Source organism: Exiguobacterium sp. s123 (assembly GCF_018617075.1).
Classification (GTDB): domain Bacteria; phylum Bacillota; class Bacilli; order Exiguobacteriales; family Exiguobacteriaceae; genus Exiguobacterium; species Exiguobacterium profundum.
Genome location: NZ_JACSJL010000001.1, coordinates 517,610 through 533,614 on the forward strand (window position 1 = coordinate 517,610; position 16,005 = coordinate 533,614).

Below are 16,005 nucleotides of genomic sequence, written 5' to 3' on the forward strand. Positions count from 1 at the left end.
TCGTTGCTACAATGAGTTTACAAAGTTAAATGAGTTTTTTAACGAGAGGAGGCGACACAAATGGAACTTGAACAATGTAATGGGTCATCCTGTTCACTGGAAGAAACTCCTATTCAAGTAACGTATAAGCCATTGGAGTTATTCTATTTCATGGACATCTCAAGTCCAGAGAACTTTCACGTGATGACACTAATCAAAAAGTTAGAGATTGAATACGAACATGTGATTCGTTTTCGAATGGTCTCTACCGTTCCTAGCTGTGTTGGCGGATGTCAGGAAGAAGTTCGCCTTCTCACCATGATCAAAGCGCTGGAATTACAAGGGAAACGTCATGCGATGCGCTTCTTGCGTCATTTGCATGTGAATGATCTATTCTCTGGTGAACAACTTGGTTCAATCGATTTATGGGAAATTGCACGTTCTTTCGAAGAGTATGGCCTTGATTTAAGTGAACTTGAAGCCGATCTTCAATCGAACCAGCTCTTGAATGCATTAGCTGTCGACCATCAAGTGTTGAAAGATTGGGAGATTGAGTCATTGCCCGCACTCACGTTCGTGACGCGCGATGAAGCATTGAAGATTGAAGGGGTATATCCGTACGATGTCTATCAATCGGTCATGACTGAATTGTTAGGTTATGCACCGAGCCGTACGACCGATTGGGATGTAGCCAAAGTGTTGGCACGCTATGATGCTTCGACCATCACAGAGCTATCGTACATTCTAGACATGGAGAAGACAGTGATTGAACGCGAATTGAAGAAGCTCTCCCTGCAACAGCGTTGCCGTCCTGTGCCAGGATGTAGCGGTGAAGCGTGGGCTCAAACGAAATAAAAAAGAACCCCATGGCCGGGGAGCCATGGGGTTTTTGACGTCTCAAGCGGGGACAAGAGACATCGAACCTTGAGGCCCGGGGAAGGCCTACAAGATGGGAGAAAGTTTACGGTCAATAAAGGGGTTTGTGATTGATTTCACACTTATAATATACCTAGAACAGAATCACCTGACAACCTCTTTGTGCACATTGTCACATATTGTTCACGAGAACAATAATGATTCCATTTCATCAAGAACTGCCTCGAACTGATCGAGCGCCTTCAATACCGGCTCCTTCGTTGTCATATCGACACCAGCCGCCTTCAGCACCTCAATCGGATAGTCACTAGAACCCGCCTTCAAGAAGTTATCGATATAACGACGTACGGCTGGCTCCCCTTCTTCCATGATCTGTTGTGACAGTGCAGCAGATGCCGAAATCCCTGTCGCATATTGATAGACGTAGTAGTTGTAATAGAAGTGTGGGATGCGCGCCCACTCATATGAAATCTCTTCATCGATGACAATCTCGTCTCCGAAATAGCGTTTGTTCAACTCGAGGTACGTTTCATTTAAGTACTCCGGAGTGAGCGATACGCCTTCTTGAGCAGCTTGATGAATCATGTGTTCGAATTCAGCGAACATCGTTTGACGGAACAATGTTCCACGGAACGTTTCAAGCTGATTGTTCAGCAAGTAGAGACGCTCCTCTTTCGCTGTTCTCGTTTTCAACAAATGGTCGTTTAACAAAGCTTCGTTCGTCGTCGACGCCACTTCTGCAACGAAGATTGAGTAATCGCCATACGGATATGGTTGCGATGTGCGTGTGTAATGACTATGCACAGAGTGTCCGAACTCGTGTGCGAGCGTGAACAAGTTATTGACGTTATCTTGCCAGTTCATGAGGATGAACGGTTGCGTATCGTACGCTCCCGAGGAGTAAGCACCGCTACGCTTACCACGCGTCTCTCGTACATCGACCCAACGCGACTCGAGACCGTCTTTGACAATTTGGACGTACTCTTCTCCGAGTGGTGCCAAACCATCTACCATCCATTGTTTCGCTTCCTCATATGACACTTTCATCTCGACATCTTTGACGAGCGGTGTGTAGAGGTCATACATATGCAACTCATCTAAGCCGAGCGCTCGCTTACGTAACGCGACATAACGATGTAACAAGTCGAGTCGTTCGTTCACTGCTTCTACGAGGCCGTCGTATACAGACTCCGGAATCGCATTATGGTGGAGTGCGGACTGTCTTGCACTTTCAAATTTACGCACAGTCGCATAGAAGTTATCTTTCTTCACACTTCCTGACAATGTCGAGGCGAACGTATTCAAATATTGCGCGTACGTCCCGTACATCGCTTTAAATGCCCCTTCGCGGACGCTTCGGTCAGCCGATTCAAGGAACGTGATATATCGACCGTGCGTCAACTCGACTTCTTCCCCTTTTTCATTTTTCACTTTCGGGAATTTCAAGTCCGCGTTGTTGAGCATACCGAACGTCGAGCTCGATTGACCGAGCACATCTCCCGCTTGTGCCAAAATGGCTTCTTCTGCCTCTGTCAATACGTGCGGACGCTCAAGTGCCAACTCATCGAATGCATGACGATAAACGCGAAGTGACTCATTCTGCTCCATGAAGGCTTCAATCTGTTTCTCATCAATCGAAAGCAACTCAGGTGTCATAAACGCGAGTTGCGCTGAAACTTGAGAAGCAAGTGAGCCGGCACGATCATTCAATGCTTGATAATGGCTATTCGCCGTATCTTCGTCATAGCGCATATGCGCATATGTATATAGCTTATGTAACTGACGTGAGAGATCGTCCCGAAGTTGCAACGCTTCGTATAACGTCTCCGCCGACTCCCCAAGGCGTCCTTTAAATCCAATCAATTCCGGTACTTTCTCTTTTAACGCTTGAAAATCCGATTCCCAAGCCTCGTCATTGCTGTAGATGGTCTCTAAGTTCCACGTTTCTTCCACTGGAACTTGTTGTCTAGTCAATACCTCTGACATACGTCCACTTCCTTTTCGATGATTTAGTCGATTGTAAGATCAATCGCTGAAGTCCTTGAAACAAACGTGTATCGTGATGTCTGGCCTCCTCGTAATGCTTCGGATGCGGCCATGACCTGACATCACAGGATAGACGACTCGCATTCAAGAGTTGTTTCCATTGTACATGAAATGACTGGGAAAAGTCGCTTGTCGGTGTCACCCCAAATTGTCGACACGTTTTTTGAATACTCCATTCCACGGAATCGTGAGGTGACTCGTAGCGATTCAAATAAAGAACGGTTTGAAAATCAATCGGATGCACACGAATTCCCCAAAGCGATGATAGCGGAAGGTAACAGGCGGTCGGTAATAATGCGGGTAACAGACCAAGTGGATAGAGCCGATTCAATATGAGCCGTCGATTTAACGGAGATGGGTAAAGAGGCGACATCCGTTTACGACGAATCATCTCTGTCCATTCAAAAGCATCGAACCGGTAGTAAGCTTCGTACGGTGACGTGTTCACGGATGATGAGATTTCCCAGTTTCCGATTCCATACTTGATCGAAATCGGAAATCCATTGAAGCGTAACAATCTCCCATTTTTCACAGTCAATAACCGATGTCGCTGAAACAGTTCTAGACGCATCCATGGTTGAAACGATTGATTGCTTCTCAAATCGAGACCGCTCGCAATCCAAATGACATCAAGCCCCGCTCGTCGATAATCAATCGTTCGCTCGGCGTATTCTTCCGGTCGCAAGGGAGATGCCTGAATTTCGAACACGGTGTGCTGCCCGTCCATGTTCGTGAGGATGTCAGCCCGACGATTCTTAATCGTCACTTCTTGCTCGACTGGATAGCCTTTCTCTTGAAGCCACTGGCACACCGCCCATTTATCCTGATGGTGCGTGACCGATTCAGCCCTCCCACAGGTGTGGATATGCGCAAAATGTAGCCGTCGCTTCACACCTTGCTTCACAATCAATACTTCCTGACAAGTCGGACATCGAAAAGGAGCAAGTTGCTCTGCTTGCATCCGATTTAATGTAAAGGAATCAATGATATCCCCTTCCCGATCGATTGCAAACCGCATCTTGCTCCCTCCTCATAGCAATGGTGAAAACATTCTGGCTAATGATTCAACGAGTTTGATAAAGAATGACCGTTTCGCGAACTCTTCTAATACGAGTTCGTGAGACCCTTCGAAATCATCATATAAGTCTTGTTTCAGTTGATGGACTGAGTTCGTGTTATAGAGGAGCGCATTGACCTCGAAGTTCAAATGAAAGCTCCGAAAATCCATGTTCGCCGTCCCAATCGTGGCTAATCCATCATCCACCACGATGACTTTCGAATGCATGAATCCCTTCTCATATAGATAGATCTTTACCCCGGCGAGTAACAGTTCTTCGTAATAGGACCGACTTGCGTAGAACACGATTTTATGGTCGGGATAACTTGGTAAGACGATGCGGACATCAATTCCTGATAATGATGCCGTCTTTAAGGCACTCATAATGTCCTCATCCGGAATCAAGTAAGGTGACGAAATGTAGACAGATTTTTTCGCAGCATTGATGAGTGAAAAGTAAATGGACTTCATCGTCTCATACGGTTCATCCGGTCCACTCGCAACGATTTGAACCCCTCCGCTCGCACTTCTTACCGTTTCAAGCGGCTCTAGATAGAACGGTGTGAACAGGCGTTCCCCAGTCATGTAATACCAATCTTGCAAGAAAATCAATTGTAGTTCAGATACCCCTTCTCCTCTGACATACAGATGGGTGTCGCGCCAAAACCCGAACTTAGAGTGCTCACCCAAGTACTCATCCCCTACATTCAAGCCACCTGTGAATGCCTCCGTACCATCGATGACCACGATTTTCCGATGGTTGCGATAGTTCGTCTTACTTGAAACGAGTGGCAATACAACTGGAAAGAATGCCTGGACTTGGACACCGGCTTGCTTCATCTCTTCAAAGAACGTGCCGCTCGTATGAATGGACCCGACGGCATCATACAAAAATCGGACTTCGACCCCCGCCTTCGCTTTTTCGATCAAGATTCGCTGTATTTCCCGAGAAATACGATCTTCCCGGAAAATATAATACTCTAGATGGATGTGTCGGGACGCTCCTTTCAGAGCCGGCAATAACTTCGAAAATTTTTCACGGCCGTTCGTCAAGATTTGCGTATACGTATTCGATGAGACCGGTAGCTGGTTCAACGAAGAAGTCAAATGCATCAGCTTCTCGTAATCATCGTGGGCGAACATGAGGGACGGCGATAACGTCATCGCTTTCTGACGATAGGCCAAGTACGTCTCTTCATCAAGCATCGCTTTTTCTTTGAACATTCGTTTACGGCGATAGTTCTGACCGAATACAAAGTATGCGAATAATCCGATGACCGGAAAACCAATCATGACAATTGCCCAAATGAGCGTACGTTGTGGATTTCGATTTTCAAGTAAGATGACGAGCAATATGCTGAACGTTGTCAAAAAGACGAGAATCGAGAACAATCCAATTACTTGTGAGCTCCAGTAATACGATAATATCGCAATGAGTCCTGCGAGCAAAATGAGGGAAAAGAGTACTTGTATGCGTCGCAACATATTATAAGCTGACCTCGTTTCTGTCATGTATTATCATTAATTATACATCGTAACGTCATCTTTTTGAGGGGAGCGAATGAATTATGGGGACTTTTCTGATCACAGGTGCGACAAGCGGGATTGGTCGCGCCGTCGCTTTACAGTTGACTGCTAAAGGGCACCGAGTCATCGGGATCGGTCGGGATGAAACAAGAGGCGCCGCTCTCGAGTCTGATTCAAATGGACAAGCCATATTTATTCGATGTGACCTTGCTTCGATAGAGGACATCGACCATCTTTTCTCTCAATTGAAAGAACAAGGTGTGACCTTGAACGGATTATTCAATAACGCTGCTACTTTTGGTAGACCGGGCACACCTGAACGTTTGACACATGAGTCGTATAACGAGGTATTCGATGTCAACTTGTATGCGCTGAACACCGTCACACAACGTGCCATTCCCCTATTTGACCAAGGAGCGAGTGTCGTCAACAATGCTGCCATCGTTGGGCACGTCAAGTTCCCTCCGATGCTCGCGCACTATGCCGCTTCAAAGGCGGCCGTAATAGCCTTAACTAAAACGTTCGCACACCGAATGAAAGGAAAAGTAAGATTCAATGCCGTTTGTTTTGGACCGATTGACACACCGCTCAGTCACAAGCTATATGGGGGTGAAGCAAAGTTCAAAGAGGCGATGACCCACCATTTCCGGGGACATGCCGCACATCCTGAGGAAGTGGCGCCGGTCGTAGAATTTTTATTGACTGATGCTTCAACTTACATTAACGGCCAAGCCATCACAGTCGATGGCGGATATACATTGTCTTGAACAGAGACCACCTCTTCTTTAGAACAGGTGGTCTCTACTCATGTCGTCATCTTTTTAGCCCGATTCATTTTATTGCGCAAATAGTTCTGTTCTTTCGCATGAAGACGATCCCAATCAATCACATCCGCAAAATATTGAATCATGTCCTCAAATGTCGAATCGAGTGTTTCATGTGCTTGGAGGCGCGCCATTCGAATCGCCTCGAACACGGACCCCATCACAAAGATATCTCGGCTCGCATAAGTCTGCATCGGCGATAGCGATTCAAATAGAATCGTCTCAAGCGTTTTTCGTTTCACATGCCAGTCAGACTTCCCGTTCGAATACAAAAAATCACCATCTGGTAATTCACAAAGTTCTCGTAAAATATCCCCGATGTAGTGAATCGCATGAATTGCGGTGTTCGGATCATTGATTCCTGGAGAGATTCCTCTTAGCGCAATCTCACTCAATTTTTCAATCGCAAATGACGGGTCTTGCATCGAAGAACGCACTTCCCCAATCTCAAATAACTCGATATCCGGTGCGTCCTCGCCTTTCCAAAACCCGAGTAAATCACCTTTGGCAACGAAATCCCCGACGGCTACGACGGACTCAAAGTCCGTTTCATGATCTCCTTGTTTCTCTCTTAAAAACAATCGGATGTACCCCGTTTGCGGAGCTCGTACCGCTTGACCTTCCAATGAATGGACAGATCGAGGCAAGACGAGATGAACCTCATCCGACTCAATCGCATCTTTTTGCTCGCTGATGACGGAGAGCGCTTCTTTATGTAACGCGGATAATAGACGTTCCGCCTGAATCGAAACACTGATCGTCTGGATGAACTTGACGAATGCCCAAATCGAACCAATAACTAAGAGCACACTGATCCCGGACGACAACACGACGCCTTCATCTGCTGTACGGACGAGGAATAGGTTCGAAATTCCATAAACCGTCGTCATGATGAAAAGACCGAGCGTATGCTTGGCCGACGTGTTCGTCAAAAAGTTATTGATTGTCCGGGGAGAGAACTGAGAGGAATACGTTGTCAATACGACCAGAATCGTGGAAAAACTGAACGTCATCATCGTCATCAGGCTCGTAAATGTCGAAGACAACACAGACGCCGCTGAGTCCAGGTCTAAATAAATAAAGCCTGGTAATAAATCACGAAAGAAATCCCCAAACACTTGGGTTAATGCCGTTAATACGATGCCACCCGTTCCGTATAAAAATGGGACAAACCATGCACTGTCATCAAGTAGTAATCGAATTCGTCTCACCATACCAACACCTCTTTACCGTCGATTTGAAAAAATCGCCTGTCCAACTGAACAGGCGATGTACCATTAAAAATAGTGACGTACTTTCGCAAAGACGTCGCCATCGAGAATGAGTTTCCCATACTCTTCAAGCATCGGTTGCGTCTGTGTACTGAACGTTAAATATTCTGCTAAAAGACTGAGTGCATTCTCTTCGTCTTCCGGTTCCATTTCATCCGGGAAATCAATCCACAAGTAGTAACGGTCTTGATAATGGTATAGTTTCAAATCAAGATCGCTGAACATGTCTCCTGTACGTTTACTCAGCGAAATGATTGCCTCGAAATCATTTGTTTCCATCGCGAGTGGTGCCCAAGCATCTGCCTCGGCTTCAAGTTCATCCAACTCACTCAATTGGTCGAGTACCGATTGTTGATCCCGTGCCTCATCGATTGCTGATCGAAGAAGCGAACCGAGTTCAGAATCGTCTTCCGTGTCCATTACATTTTTCGCGATTGTCACAGTCACTTCTAGACCTTTTTCAAAAGCTTGTACTTGAATCCATAGTGGACCATCAAACGAGATGTCTTCACGTTCGTGAGCCTCGTCCATCATTTGCCAGAACAGCTGCTCGCCACGTTCTCGGTTGTACCAAATTTCATCACGAGCAAAACCACGTTTTTCGATATCCACGTATGTGATGAAAAATTTGACGGTATTATCATTGATGCGCTCAATTTTCACGATTGTCCACTCCCTTCTCACCTCGCTCCCAATTCACATAAGGAGGAGAGGGGAAATTGTCTTGTTATCTTTGTACCCTTTTTAACATCGTTCAATCTAGATGAAGGGTTATAACTTTATTTTATAGGAAATAATCGATAATAAAAAGCACACTGCTTAAACAGTATGCTCTCATTCATTCACAAGTCGCTGGGCTTCCTGTAATTGGAACGTCCGAACTTTACGTGGCAAGAATCGACGAATCTCATCTTCGTTATATCCGACCTGTAAACGTTTCTCATCAATCAGAATCGGACGACGTAAAAGACCTGGATATTCTTGAATCAAATCGTAAAGCTGTTGAAGAGATAACGCATCAACAGACACATCGATTTTAGAAAAGACTTTCGAGCGAGTCGAAATGATTTCATCCGTCCCGTCTTCTGTCATACGTAAAATTTGTTTAATCTCATTCAATGAGAGCGGTTCTGAAAATATGTTTCGTTCTGTAAACGGGATATCATGTTCTTCGAGCCAAGCCCGTGCCTTTCGGCAAGATGTACAGCTTGGAGACGTATAAAGTGTGACCATTTTTCTTCCTCCCTGATCGAGTATGCGTCCATCTTTTTAAGTGACTCTATTTGTATACCCAAATTCGCATCCACTTAATTATAGTAATTCTTATTTATCAAAACTTCAATGATATTCTTTATCAATCAGATATGAAAAGAGGGCGCATTCGTTGAATGCGACCTTGAACGACCTAACTTAAGACGCAGGGATTCGAGAAACCGGTTGAGACACCGTCTCTTTCCCTGGCTTGACTTGTAAGTCTTTCAACTTTTTCTTCAATACTTCCTTCAAAAGTCTCTTTTTCTCTCGCAGAACCTTGTCACGTTCTTTCATGGCCTCTCACCCCCATACAGCGTAAGGAACCAACCGAGCATTACCGATTCTGAAAATCTTGAAGTTGCACTATATCTACATTTAAATTATAGCACACTCGTTTGTGAAATGTGAATCATTCTTATACATTCATCTCAAATTTAAACGGATATCGTTTGCAATGACTTGAAGAAACCTGTATAGTTTATAGAAATAACCTTTTTATTTTTAAGGAGGAGAGCGATGATGAGAATCACTTTAGAAACGATTATGAAACATCCGGTTACCCAAAAATATTTAACTCGATCTGGCTTAAAACATGCGGTCGACGTCTGTGAACGCGCTCTCGAAATGGCAACGAAACGTGGTCTTGATACAGATTTGGCGACGAAAGCTGCGCTTCTTCATGATATCGGACACTATGAATGGTATACAGAAGGTAAATGGAATTATGATTTGTATCGTCAGAACGATATCCATGCGATCAAGGGGGCCGAACGCGCCCACAAATTATTGATTCGTTTAGGGGAAGATCCAGCCCGAGCAAAAGAGATTTCTGTCATGATTCTCTTGCACACGGATTCCTACCTACCACCGAATCGTATTCAACGAACTCCACTTCAACAGCTCGTCCATGACGCGGACACGTATGTGGAGCAGCCAGGCGGTCTTCATCATTACGAGACAATGGAAATTGAAGATGCGTTAGCTCGCGTCCGTCAAATCGACGCCATCGTGGAACGTCTTTCTAATTTACCACGCATCTCGAACGGATAATCAGTCACCTACTTTAATAGGTGATTTTTTTGTGCAAAAAAAATCCTGACTCAATAAATGAGTCAGGATTGATTTCGTTATACGAGTTGCGCTTTATACGCTTCGTACTCTTCGTCTGTGAGCGAGACATAGTGCCCCGGCTCAACTTCGCGAAGTGGCGGGATACTTGAATCTTCATCTGAACGGCCGACTGGACCTTTTGATGTTGACTCGTATACGATCCGCTTACGTGTACGTTCATGCTCCGGGTCCGGAAGCGGAATCGCTGAAAGGAGCGATTTCGTGTACGCATGAATTGGGTTCTCGTAAAGGCGATCTGCTGTCGCAAGCTCTACGAGGTGACCTTGATACATAACACCGATACGGTCAGAGATGTATTTAACCATCGACAAGTCGTGGGCGATGAACAAATACGTCAAATCGCGATCGCGTTGCAATTCTTTCATCAAGTTGACGACCTGGGCTTGAATTGAAACGTCAAGTGCTGAGATCGGCTCATCGGCGATGATGAAGTCCGGTTCAACCGCAAGAGCACGGGCAATCCCGATACGCTGACGCTGACCACCTGAGAATTCATGTGGATAACGGCTTGCGTGCTCTTTTGTCAAACCAACTGTTTCAAGAAGGTCATATACGCGATTCATGCGGTCTTCTTTCGTCTTCGCAAGACCGTGAATATCGATTCCTTCTGCAATGATATCGGCGACTGTCATACGCGGATTGAGCGAAGCGTATGGATCTTGGAAAATCATTTGCATCGCACGGTTGAATTTCAACTTGTCTGCCTTCGATTTTTTATCGTGGACGTTTTCGCCTTTGAACACGACATCACCATCCGTCGCGTCGTAGAGACCGATAATCGTACGTCCTGTCGTTGACTTCCCACAACCAGACTCACCTACGAGCCCAAGCACTTCACCTTTGTAAATATCGAATGAGATCCCGTCGACCGCTTTGACAACACGGCCACGACCAATTTTAAAGTGCTGCTTCAGGTTTTTTACCTCGAGTAATTTCTCGCGTTCCATTATTCAGCACCACCTTTCGTAAACGATTTTGCGAACGCACTGTCTGGACGATATTTGAGAGCGAGTTCACGAATCGCACGTGGCGGATTAACCGCTGGTGCTTGTGGGTGTAACAACCAACTTGAAGCAAAGTGTGTATCACTTACTTGGAACATCGGTGGCTCTTTCTCAAAATCAATCTTCATCGCGTATGGATTACGCGGTGCGAACGCATCCCCTTTTGGAGGATCGAGCAAGTTTGGAGGCGTACCCGGGATTGCCGGTAACGCTTCATTGCGGTCATCCGTCGGACGCGGCATCGAACCGAGAAGCCCCCATGTGTATGGGTGACGTGGTTCGTAGAAAATTTCATCAACCGTTCCTTTTTCAACGAGACGTCCCGCATACATAACAGCAACACGGTCAGCCATGTTCGCAACAACGCCAAGGTCGTGCGTGATGAAGATAATCGCTGTGCCAGTCTTTTGCTGAATGTCTTTTAACAGTTCAAGAATCTGCGCTTGAATCGTTACGTCGAGTGCTGTTGTCGGTTCATCGGCAATCAACACTTTTGGGTTACAAGCGAGTGCGATCGCAATAACGATCCGTTGGCGCATCCCACCAGAAAGTTGGTGTGGATACTGTTTCAAGCGTGCTTCAGGGTTTGGAATCCCTACAAGTGTCAACAGTTCGAGCGTACGTTTCTTCGCATCCTCACCCGTTAACCCTTGGTGCTGTTTCAACCCTTCTGCGATTTGCTTGTAAATCGTCATCGTCGGGTTGAGCGATGTCATCGGGTCTTGGAAAATCATTGCGATGTCGCGACCACGAATTTTAAGCATTTCTTTTTCCGAAAGTTTCGCCAAGTCTTTTCCTTCGAACATGATTTCTCCGTTCGTGATTTCACCTGGAGGGTTCGGAATGAGACGCATAATTGCCTTAGAAGTAACGGATTTACCTGAACCCGATTCTCCTACGATGGCGAGCGTCTCGCCTTTTTTCAAATCAAACGAAACACCACGAACAGCCTGAACTGTTCCTGCATATGTGTGGAACGAGACCTCTAAGTCTCGGACTGATAAAATCGTTTCCATGCACGAGTCCCCCTCTTTCTTTTTTATTTACGCATTTTCGGATCGAACGCATCACGCAAACCGTCAGCAAGCAAGTTGAAGCTGACCATAAGCAAGACGATGATGACAGACGGGATAATAAGAAGGAACGGGAATGTCCGTAGTTCTTTGTATCCATCGTTGATCAACGTACCAAGTGATGCCTGTGGTGGTTGAAGCCCGATTCCGATAAAGCTGAGGAATGCCTCGAAGAAAATAGCAGATGGAATCGTGAACATGAGTGTGATGATAATAGCACCCAATGTGTTCGGAATTAAATGTTTGAAAATCAAGCGTCCACTTGAAGCACCGAGTGTACGAGCTGCCAAGACGAACTCTTGGTTTTTGAGTTTAAGAATCTGCCCTCGAACGAGTCGACTCATCCCAATCCAACCGGTGATGGCCATGGCAAGGATGATGGTGAAGACACCTGGGTCAAAGATCAAGATGAACAAGATGATCAAAATCAAGTTAGGTACACCTGTCAAGATTTCAACAATACGTTGCATGATGTTATCCGTACGTCCACCGAAGTAAGCTGAAATACCACCGTACGCGACTCCAATGATTGTATCGATGATGGCTGCGACTAAACCGATGAAGAGGGAGATTCGTGTCCCTTCCCAAATCCGCGACCAAAGATCACGACCGAGATAATCGGTACCAAACCAGAAGTTTTCTTCTACATTCTTCTGTTCGTAGAAGTCGATTTCACGACCTCCAAGTGTTGCCAACCCATCAAATCCAGCCCATTCAAGTCCAGTGACTTTAGGCGGTAGTTTTGCTTGCGAGATGTTCTGTTCGTATGCATCTCGGCTTGAGAGCATCGGTCCAAACAAAGCGAGTGCGACGAGAATTAAAATAATCGAGAGCGAGATGATAGCCGCCTTGTTTTTCTTTAGGCGCATCCATGCATCTTGCCAAAAGTTCAAACTTTTTCCGGCAATCCGCTCACCAAGCTGTTCATTCATTTCAACTGGTGTGAACATGTCTTGGTCGAACTGTTCGTAATTCTTTTTGTTTTCAATCATCAGTTATTCCCCCCAAGACGAATACGTGGGTCCACAACCCCATAGAGCAAGTCGACAAGTAAAATGATAATAATGAAGAGGGCCGAGAAGAAGAGTGTCGTGCCCATGATGACAGAGTAATCATTCAACGTGATTGACGTAACGAACAATTCTCCAAGACCAGGTACTGCGAAAATTTTCTCGATAACGAATGTACCCGTTAAAAGTCCAGCTGTCATCGGTCCAAGAATCGTGATCGCTGGGATCATCGCGTTGCGTACCATGTGTTTCCATACGATGGCGTTACCCGTCAACCCTTTCGCTTTCGCGAGCGTGACATAGTCTTGTCCGGTTACTTCTAACATCTCGGTTCGGACGAAACGGGCAATTGATGCCGTAACCCCGAGCGATAACGAGATGGTTGGTAAAATCGTATGAGCTGGTGATTCCCAGAATGCTACCGGGAGCAACTGTAATTTAACTCCAACATAGTACTGAAGGAGGGCTGCAAAGACGAACGATGGGACGGAAATCCCTATTACCGATACGAACATTGCACCATAGTCAATTGCCGTATTGTGACGAATCGCCGCAACAACACCCAACAATACACCTAATAGAGTTCCAAGTACTAATGCCTGAACCCCTAATTGTGCCGATGGACCGATACGTTCCATAATCAACTCAGTTACTGGACGGTTAGCCGTACGGAACGATACGCCAAGGTCACCTTGTAGCATGTTTCCAATGTACGTCGCATAGCGGACCGGAAGCGGATCATTGAGTCCGTAGCGGTCATTCAACAATTGAATTTGTGATTCTGTCAGTTTTTCCTGGTTCTGATAAGGCGAACCTGGGAGCAGGTCCATCAGGAAGAACGTGAACGTGGCAATCAAGAAGAACGTGATGAGGCCGTAAGTCAGCCGTTGTAGGATATAACGTCCCATGAATAAAAACCCCCTGTTTTGTCTAATTCTTTCTACTACTTGCACCAACAGCATCACTATGACATATGACCTATTTTTCAAATTCACAAAATGAAAGGAATTTTCTGAAAGAATAGCTTATACGTCATCTCAAGGCTCTTAGTACAGCGACTGAAAATAAAGAAAATTCTTTTCAGAGATTATTCTGAATTTTCACTGTTACTACATTATACTTTACCAACAAAACATTTGAACAGTATTTTCTCATACTTCGCTAGAATTTTTTAGAAAATTGGGGACATGCGGTTAGCATGCCCCCTCCTTCCATTACTTAATATCAACGTATTTGTACTGGTAATCAGCACCAAATAATTGACGGTTGAAGTTCTCGACGTTTGGACGGATCAAGTATGCCACACCAGCTTGGTAGATAGGCATGATTGCTTGATCTTGTTCAATCAAGAGAGCTTCAGCTTCTTTGAACAAGTCGTAACGTGCATCGATGCTTGTTTCAGCAGATGCCTCATCAATCAACTTGTCATACTCAGATGACGAGTAGTTGATGTCGTTTTGTCCATTGTCTGAAGTGAAGATACCAAGGTTCGTAAGCGGATCTTGGTAGTCAGGTCCCCAAAGTGCGAATGACATTTGGTAGTCCCCTTTTGCTTCACGCTCAAGTTTGTTGTTGAAAGGTTGTTGAGCGATCTCAACCGTTACGTTCGGCAAGTTCGACTCGATTTGACCTTTCATGTACTCAGAGATTTGTTTCGATACTTCACTGTCGAACGAGAGGAGTTCGATTGTTGTTGCTTCTCCACCGGTTACTTCTTCCCAAAGTGAAGCAGCTTCTTCAGTGTTTGTTTTGAAGTATTCCACGCCTTCTGTATAATCCGTTCCGTCTTCATACTTGATGAAGTCTTTCGGGATGAATGACGTCGTTGCTACTGAACCGTTGTTCAAGAGCTGATCGATAATTCCTGATGGGTCGACTGCACGTGCGATTGCTTTACGTGCATTTACATCAGAGAAAAGTTCATCTTCATGGTTAAACTTGAAGTAACCAACTGCAGAACGAAGACCTGTGTTGTAATCTTCATCTTCTTGGAATGCTGCGACTTGTTCTGATGCGAGACCAGCATAGTCGACATCGCCCGCTTCATACAAGTTCACGACTGTAGATGTTTCTTTAACAACTTTCACATCAACTGAGTCGAGAGCAACATTTTCTGCATCCCAATATGATTCGTTTTTCGTTAAGACATAGCCTTGTTCACGATCCCATTTAGTCCATGTGAACGGTCCGTTATAAAGAAGGTTTTCAGGACCAGTCGTGAAGTCTTCACCTTTTTCTGTAGCGAATGCTTCGTTGATCGGAGTGAATGTACCGAACGAAGTAAGTGAAAGGAATGATGGGTCTGGACGCTCGAGTGTAACTTCGAGTGTCTTCTCATCGATTGCTTTTACGCCAAGCTCTTCTTTTGGTGTGTCACCAGTGTTGATTGCTTCAGCGTTTTTAACTGTGTTCATGATGTAAGCGTACTGTGAGCCTGTTGCAGGATCAACAGCTCGTTGCCAAGCGTAAACAAAGTCGTTTGCTGTGACCGGTTCCCCGTTTGACCATTCAGCATCACGAAGTTTGAACGTGTAAACCGTTTCGTCTTCGTTTACTTCTGGTTCGCCTTCAGCAAGTGCCGGGACGGCATTTCCATCTTTATCAAGACGGTAAAGACCTTCCATTGTGTTGGCGATCAAGTTGAATGCGACCGCGTCTGTAGCAAGAGCCGGATCGGCTGTTGTGATATCTGACGTATCCGTCAAACGAAGAACTTTTTCTCCGTTTGAAGAAGAACTGCCGCCATCAGAGTCTCCGCCTGTTGAACAAGCCGCGAGAACTGAACCGAGTGCCAAGATGATCGTCATCATGAGCAAAATCGATTTTTTCTTCATTGCGATTTCCCCTTTCATTTTGAAAAGCTAGCCGATCGTCGAATAAACATCTTACTTTTTCTTTAATTTTCTGAATATTTCATAAAGTATTCGACGAAAGAACGTTAGGGCTATTGTAA

General features: G+C 45.3%; 14 protein-coding genes. 3 read left to right on the plus strand and 11 right to left on the minus strand.

All coding sequences use genetic code 11. From position 1 onward, the window contains the following. Nucleotides 1-60: 60 nt before the first annotated feature. Nucleotides 61-834, plus strand: coding sequence for a DsbA family protein (locus tag KNO72_RS02720; RefSeq protein ID WP_214757159.1), 774 nt, complete (start codon nt 61-63; stop codon nt 832-834). 204 nt (nt 835-1,038) lie between these two features. Here KNO72_RS02720 and pepF read toward each other — a convergent pair whose 3' ends face one another. Genes pepF through cls form a run of 3 tightly spaced genes read right to left on the minus strand, consistent with a single transcriptional unit; the run spans nt 1,039 to nt 5,443 of the window. After that, on the minus strand, nt 1,039-2,841 hold the full coding sequence (gene pepF / locus KNO72_RS02725) for an oligoendopeptidase F (protein WP_214757160.1): 1,803 nt from the start codon (nt 2,839-2,841) through the stop codon (nt 1,039-1,041). Then, nucleotides 2,822-3,919: a competence protein CoiA gene (locus tag KNO72_RS02730; protein WP_214757161.1), complete on the minus strand. Its 1,098-nt coding sequence runs from the start codon at nt 3,917-3,919 to the stop codon at nt 2,822-2,824. The genes pepF and KNO72_RS02730 overlap by 20 nt, the downstream gene beginning before the upstream one ends. A 12-nt stretch (nt 3,920-3,931) precedes the next feature. Continuing rightward, the gene (cls, locus tag KNO72_RS02735; RefSeq protein ID WP_015881221.1) at nt 3,932-5,443 is read right to left on the minus strand and encodes a cardiolipin synthase; all 1,512 of its coding nucleotides are present in this window, start codon (nt 5,441-5,443) and stop codon (nt 3,932-3,934) included. A gap of 83 nt (nt 5,444-5,526) precedes the next feature. Here cls and KNO72_RS02740 point away from each other — a divergent pair, with 83 nt between their 5' ends. Continuing rightward, nucleotides 5,527-6,252 carry an SDR family NAD(P)-dependent oxidoreductase gene (locus tag KNO72_RS02740; RefSeq protein ID WP_214757162.1) on the plus strand — a complete coding sequence of 242 codons (726 nt, stop codon included), beginning with the start codon at nt 5,527-5,529 and terminating at the stop codon, nt 6,250-6,252. 38 nt (nt 6,253-6,290) lie between these two features. Here the strand turns inward: KNO72_RS02740 and KNO72_RS02745 are convergent, their stop codons facing one another. The 3 genes from KNO72_RS02745 to spxA all read right to left on the minus strand — a co-directional run bounded on the left by KNO72_RS02745 (nt 6,291) and on the right by spxA (nt 8,813). Beyond that, the gene (locus tag KNO72_RS02745; protein WP_078146605.1) at nt 6,291-7,523 is read right to left on the minus strand and encodes a DUF2254 domain-containing protein; all 1,233 of its coding nucleotides are present in this window, start codon (nt 7,521-7,523) and stop codon (nt 6,291-6,293) included. A 63-nt stretch (nt 7,524-7,586) separates the two neighbouring features. Further along, entirely contained in the window at nt 7,587-8,243 is a 657-nt protein-coding gene (gene mecA, locus KNO72_RS02750) for an adaptor protein MecA (RefSeq protein ID WP_015881218.1), read from the minus strand. 171 nt (nt 8,244-8,414) lie between these two features. Continuing rightward, nucleotides 8,415-8,813 (minus strand): transcriptional regulator SpxA, encoded by a 399-nt coding sequence (gene spxA / locus KNO72_RS02755; protein ID WP_015881217.1) that lies wholly within the window; start codon nt 8,811-8,813, stop codon nt 8,415-8,417. 537 nt (nt 8,814-9,350) lie between these two features. Between spxA and KNO72_RS02760 the strand changes: the two genes are divergently transcribed. After that, entirely contained in the window at nt 9,351-9,884 is a 534-nt protein-coding gene (locus tag KNO72_RS02760; RefSeq protein WP_214684581.1) for an HD domain-containing protein, read from the plus strand. A 77-nt stretch (nt 9,885-9,961) separates the two neighbouring features. Here the strand turns inward: KNO72_RS02760 and KNO72_RS02765 are convergent, their stop codons facing one another. From KNO72_RS02765 to KNO72_RS02785, 5 genes are all read right to left on the minus strand, one after another. Next, nucleotides 9,962-10,912 carry an ABC transporter ATP-binding protein gene (locus KNO72_RS02765; RefSeq protein WP_015881214.1) on the minus strand — a complete coding sequence of 317 codons (951 nt, stop codon included), beginning with the start codon at nt 10,910-10,912 and terminating at the stop codon, nt 9,962-9,964. Next, nucleotides 10,912-11,985 carry an ABC transporter ATP-binding protein gene (locus KNO72_RS02770; RefSeq protein WP_015881213.1) on the minus strand — a complete coding sequence of 358 codons (1,074 nt, stop codon included), beginning with the start codon at nt 11,983-11,985 and terminating at the stop codon, nt 10,912-10,914. Before KNO72_RS02770 ends, KNO72_RS02765 begins: the two co-directional genes overlap by 1 nt. A 23-nt stretch (nt 11,986-12,008) precedes the next feature. After that, the gene (gene opp3C, locus KNO72_RS02775; protein ID WP_078146603.1) at nt 12,009-13,034 is read right to left on the minus strand and encodes an oligopeptide ABC transporter permease; all 1,026 of its coding nucleotides are present in this window, start codon (nt 13,032-13,034) and stop codon (nt 12,009-12,011) included. Then, nucleotides 13,034-13,960 (minus strand): oligopeptide ABC transporter permease, encoded by a 927-nt coding sequence (gene opp3b, locus KNO72_RS02780; protein ID WP_078146602.1) that lies wholly within the window; start codon nt 13,958-13,960, stop codon nt 13,034-13,036. The genes opp3C and opp3b overlap by 1 nt, the downstream gene beginning before the upstream one ends. A gap of 306 nt (nt 13,961-14,266) precedes the next feature. Further along, nucleotides 14,267-15,886 carry a peptide ABC transporter substrate-binding protein gene (locus KNO72_RS02785; protein WP_078146601.1) on the minus strand — a complete coding sequence of 540 codons (1,620 nt, stop codon included), beginning with the start codon at nt 15,884-15,886 and terminating at the stop codon, nt 14,267-14,269. Nucleotides 15,887-16,005 lie beyond the last annotated feature (119 nt).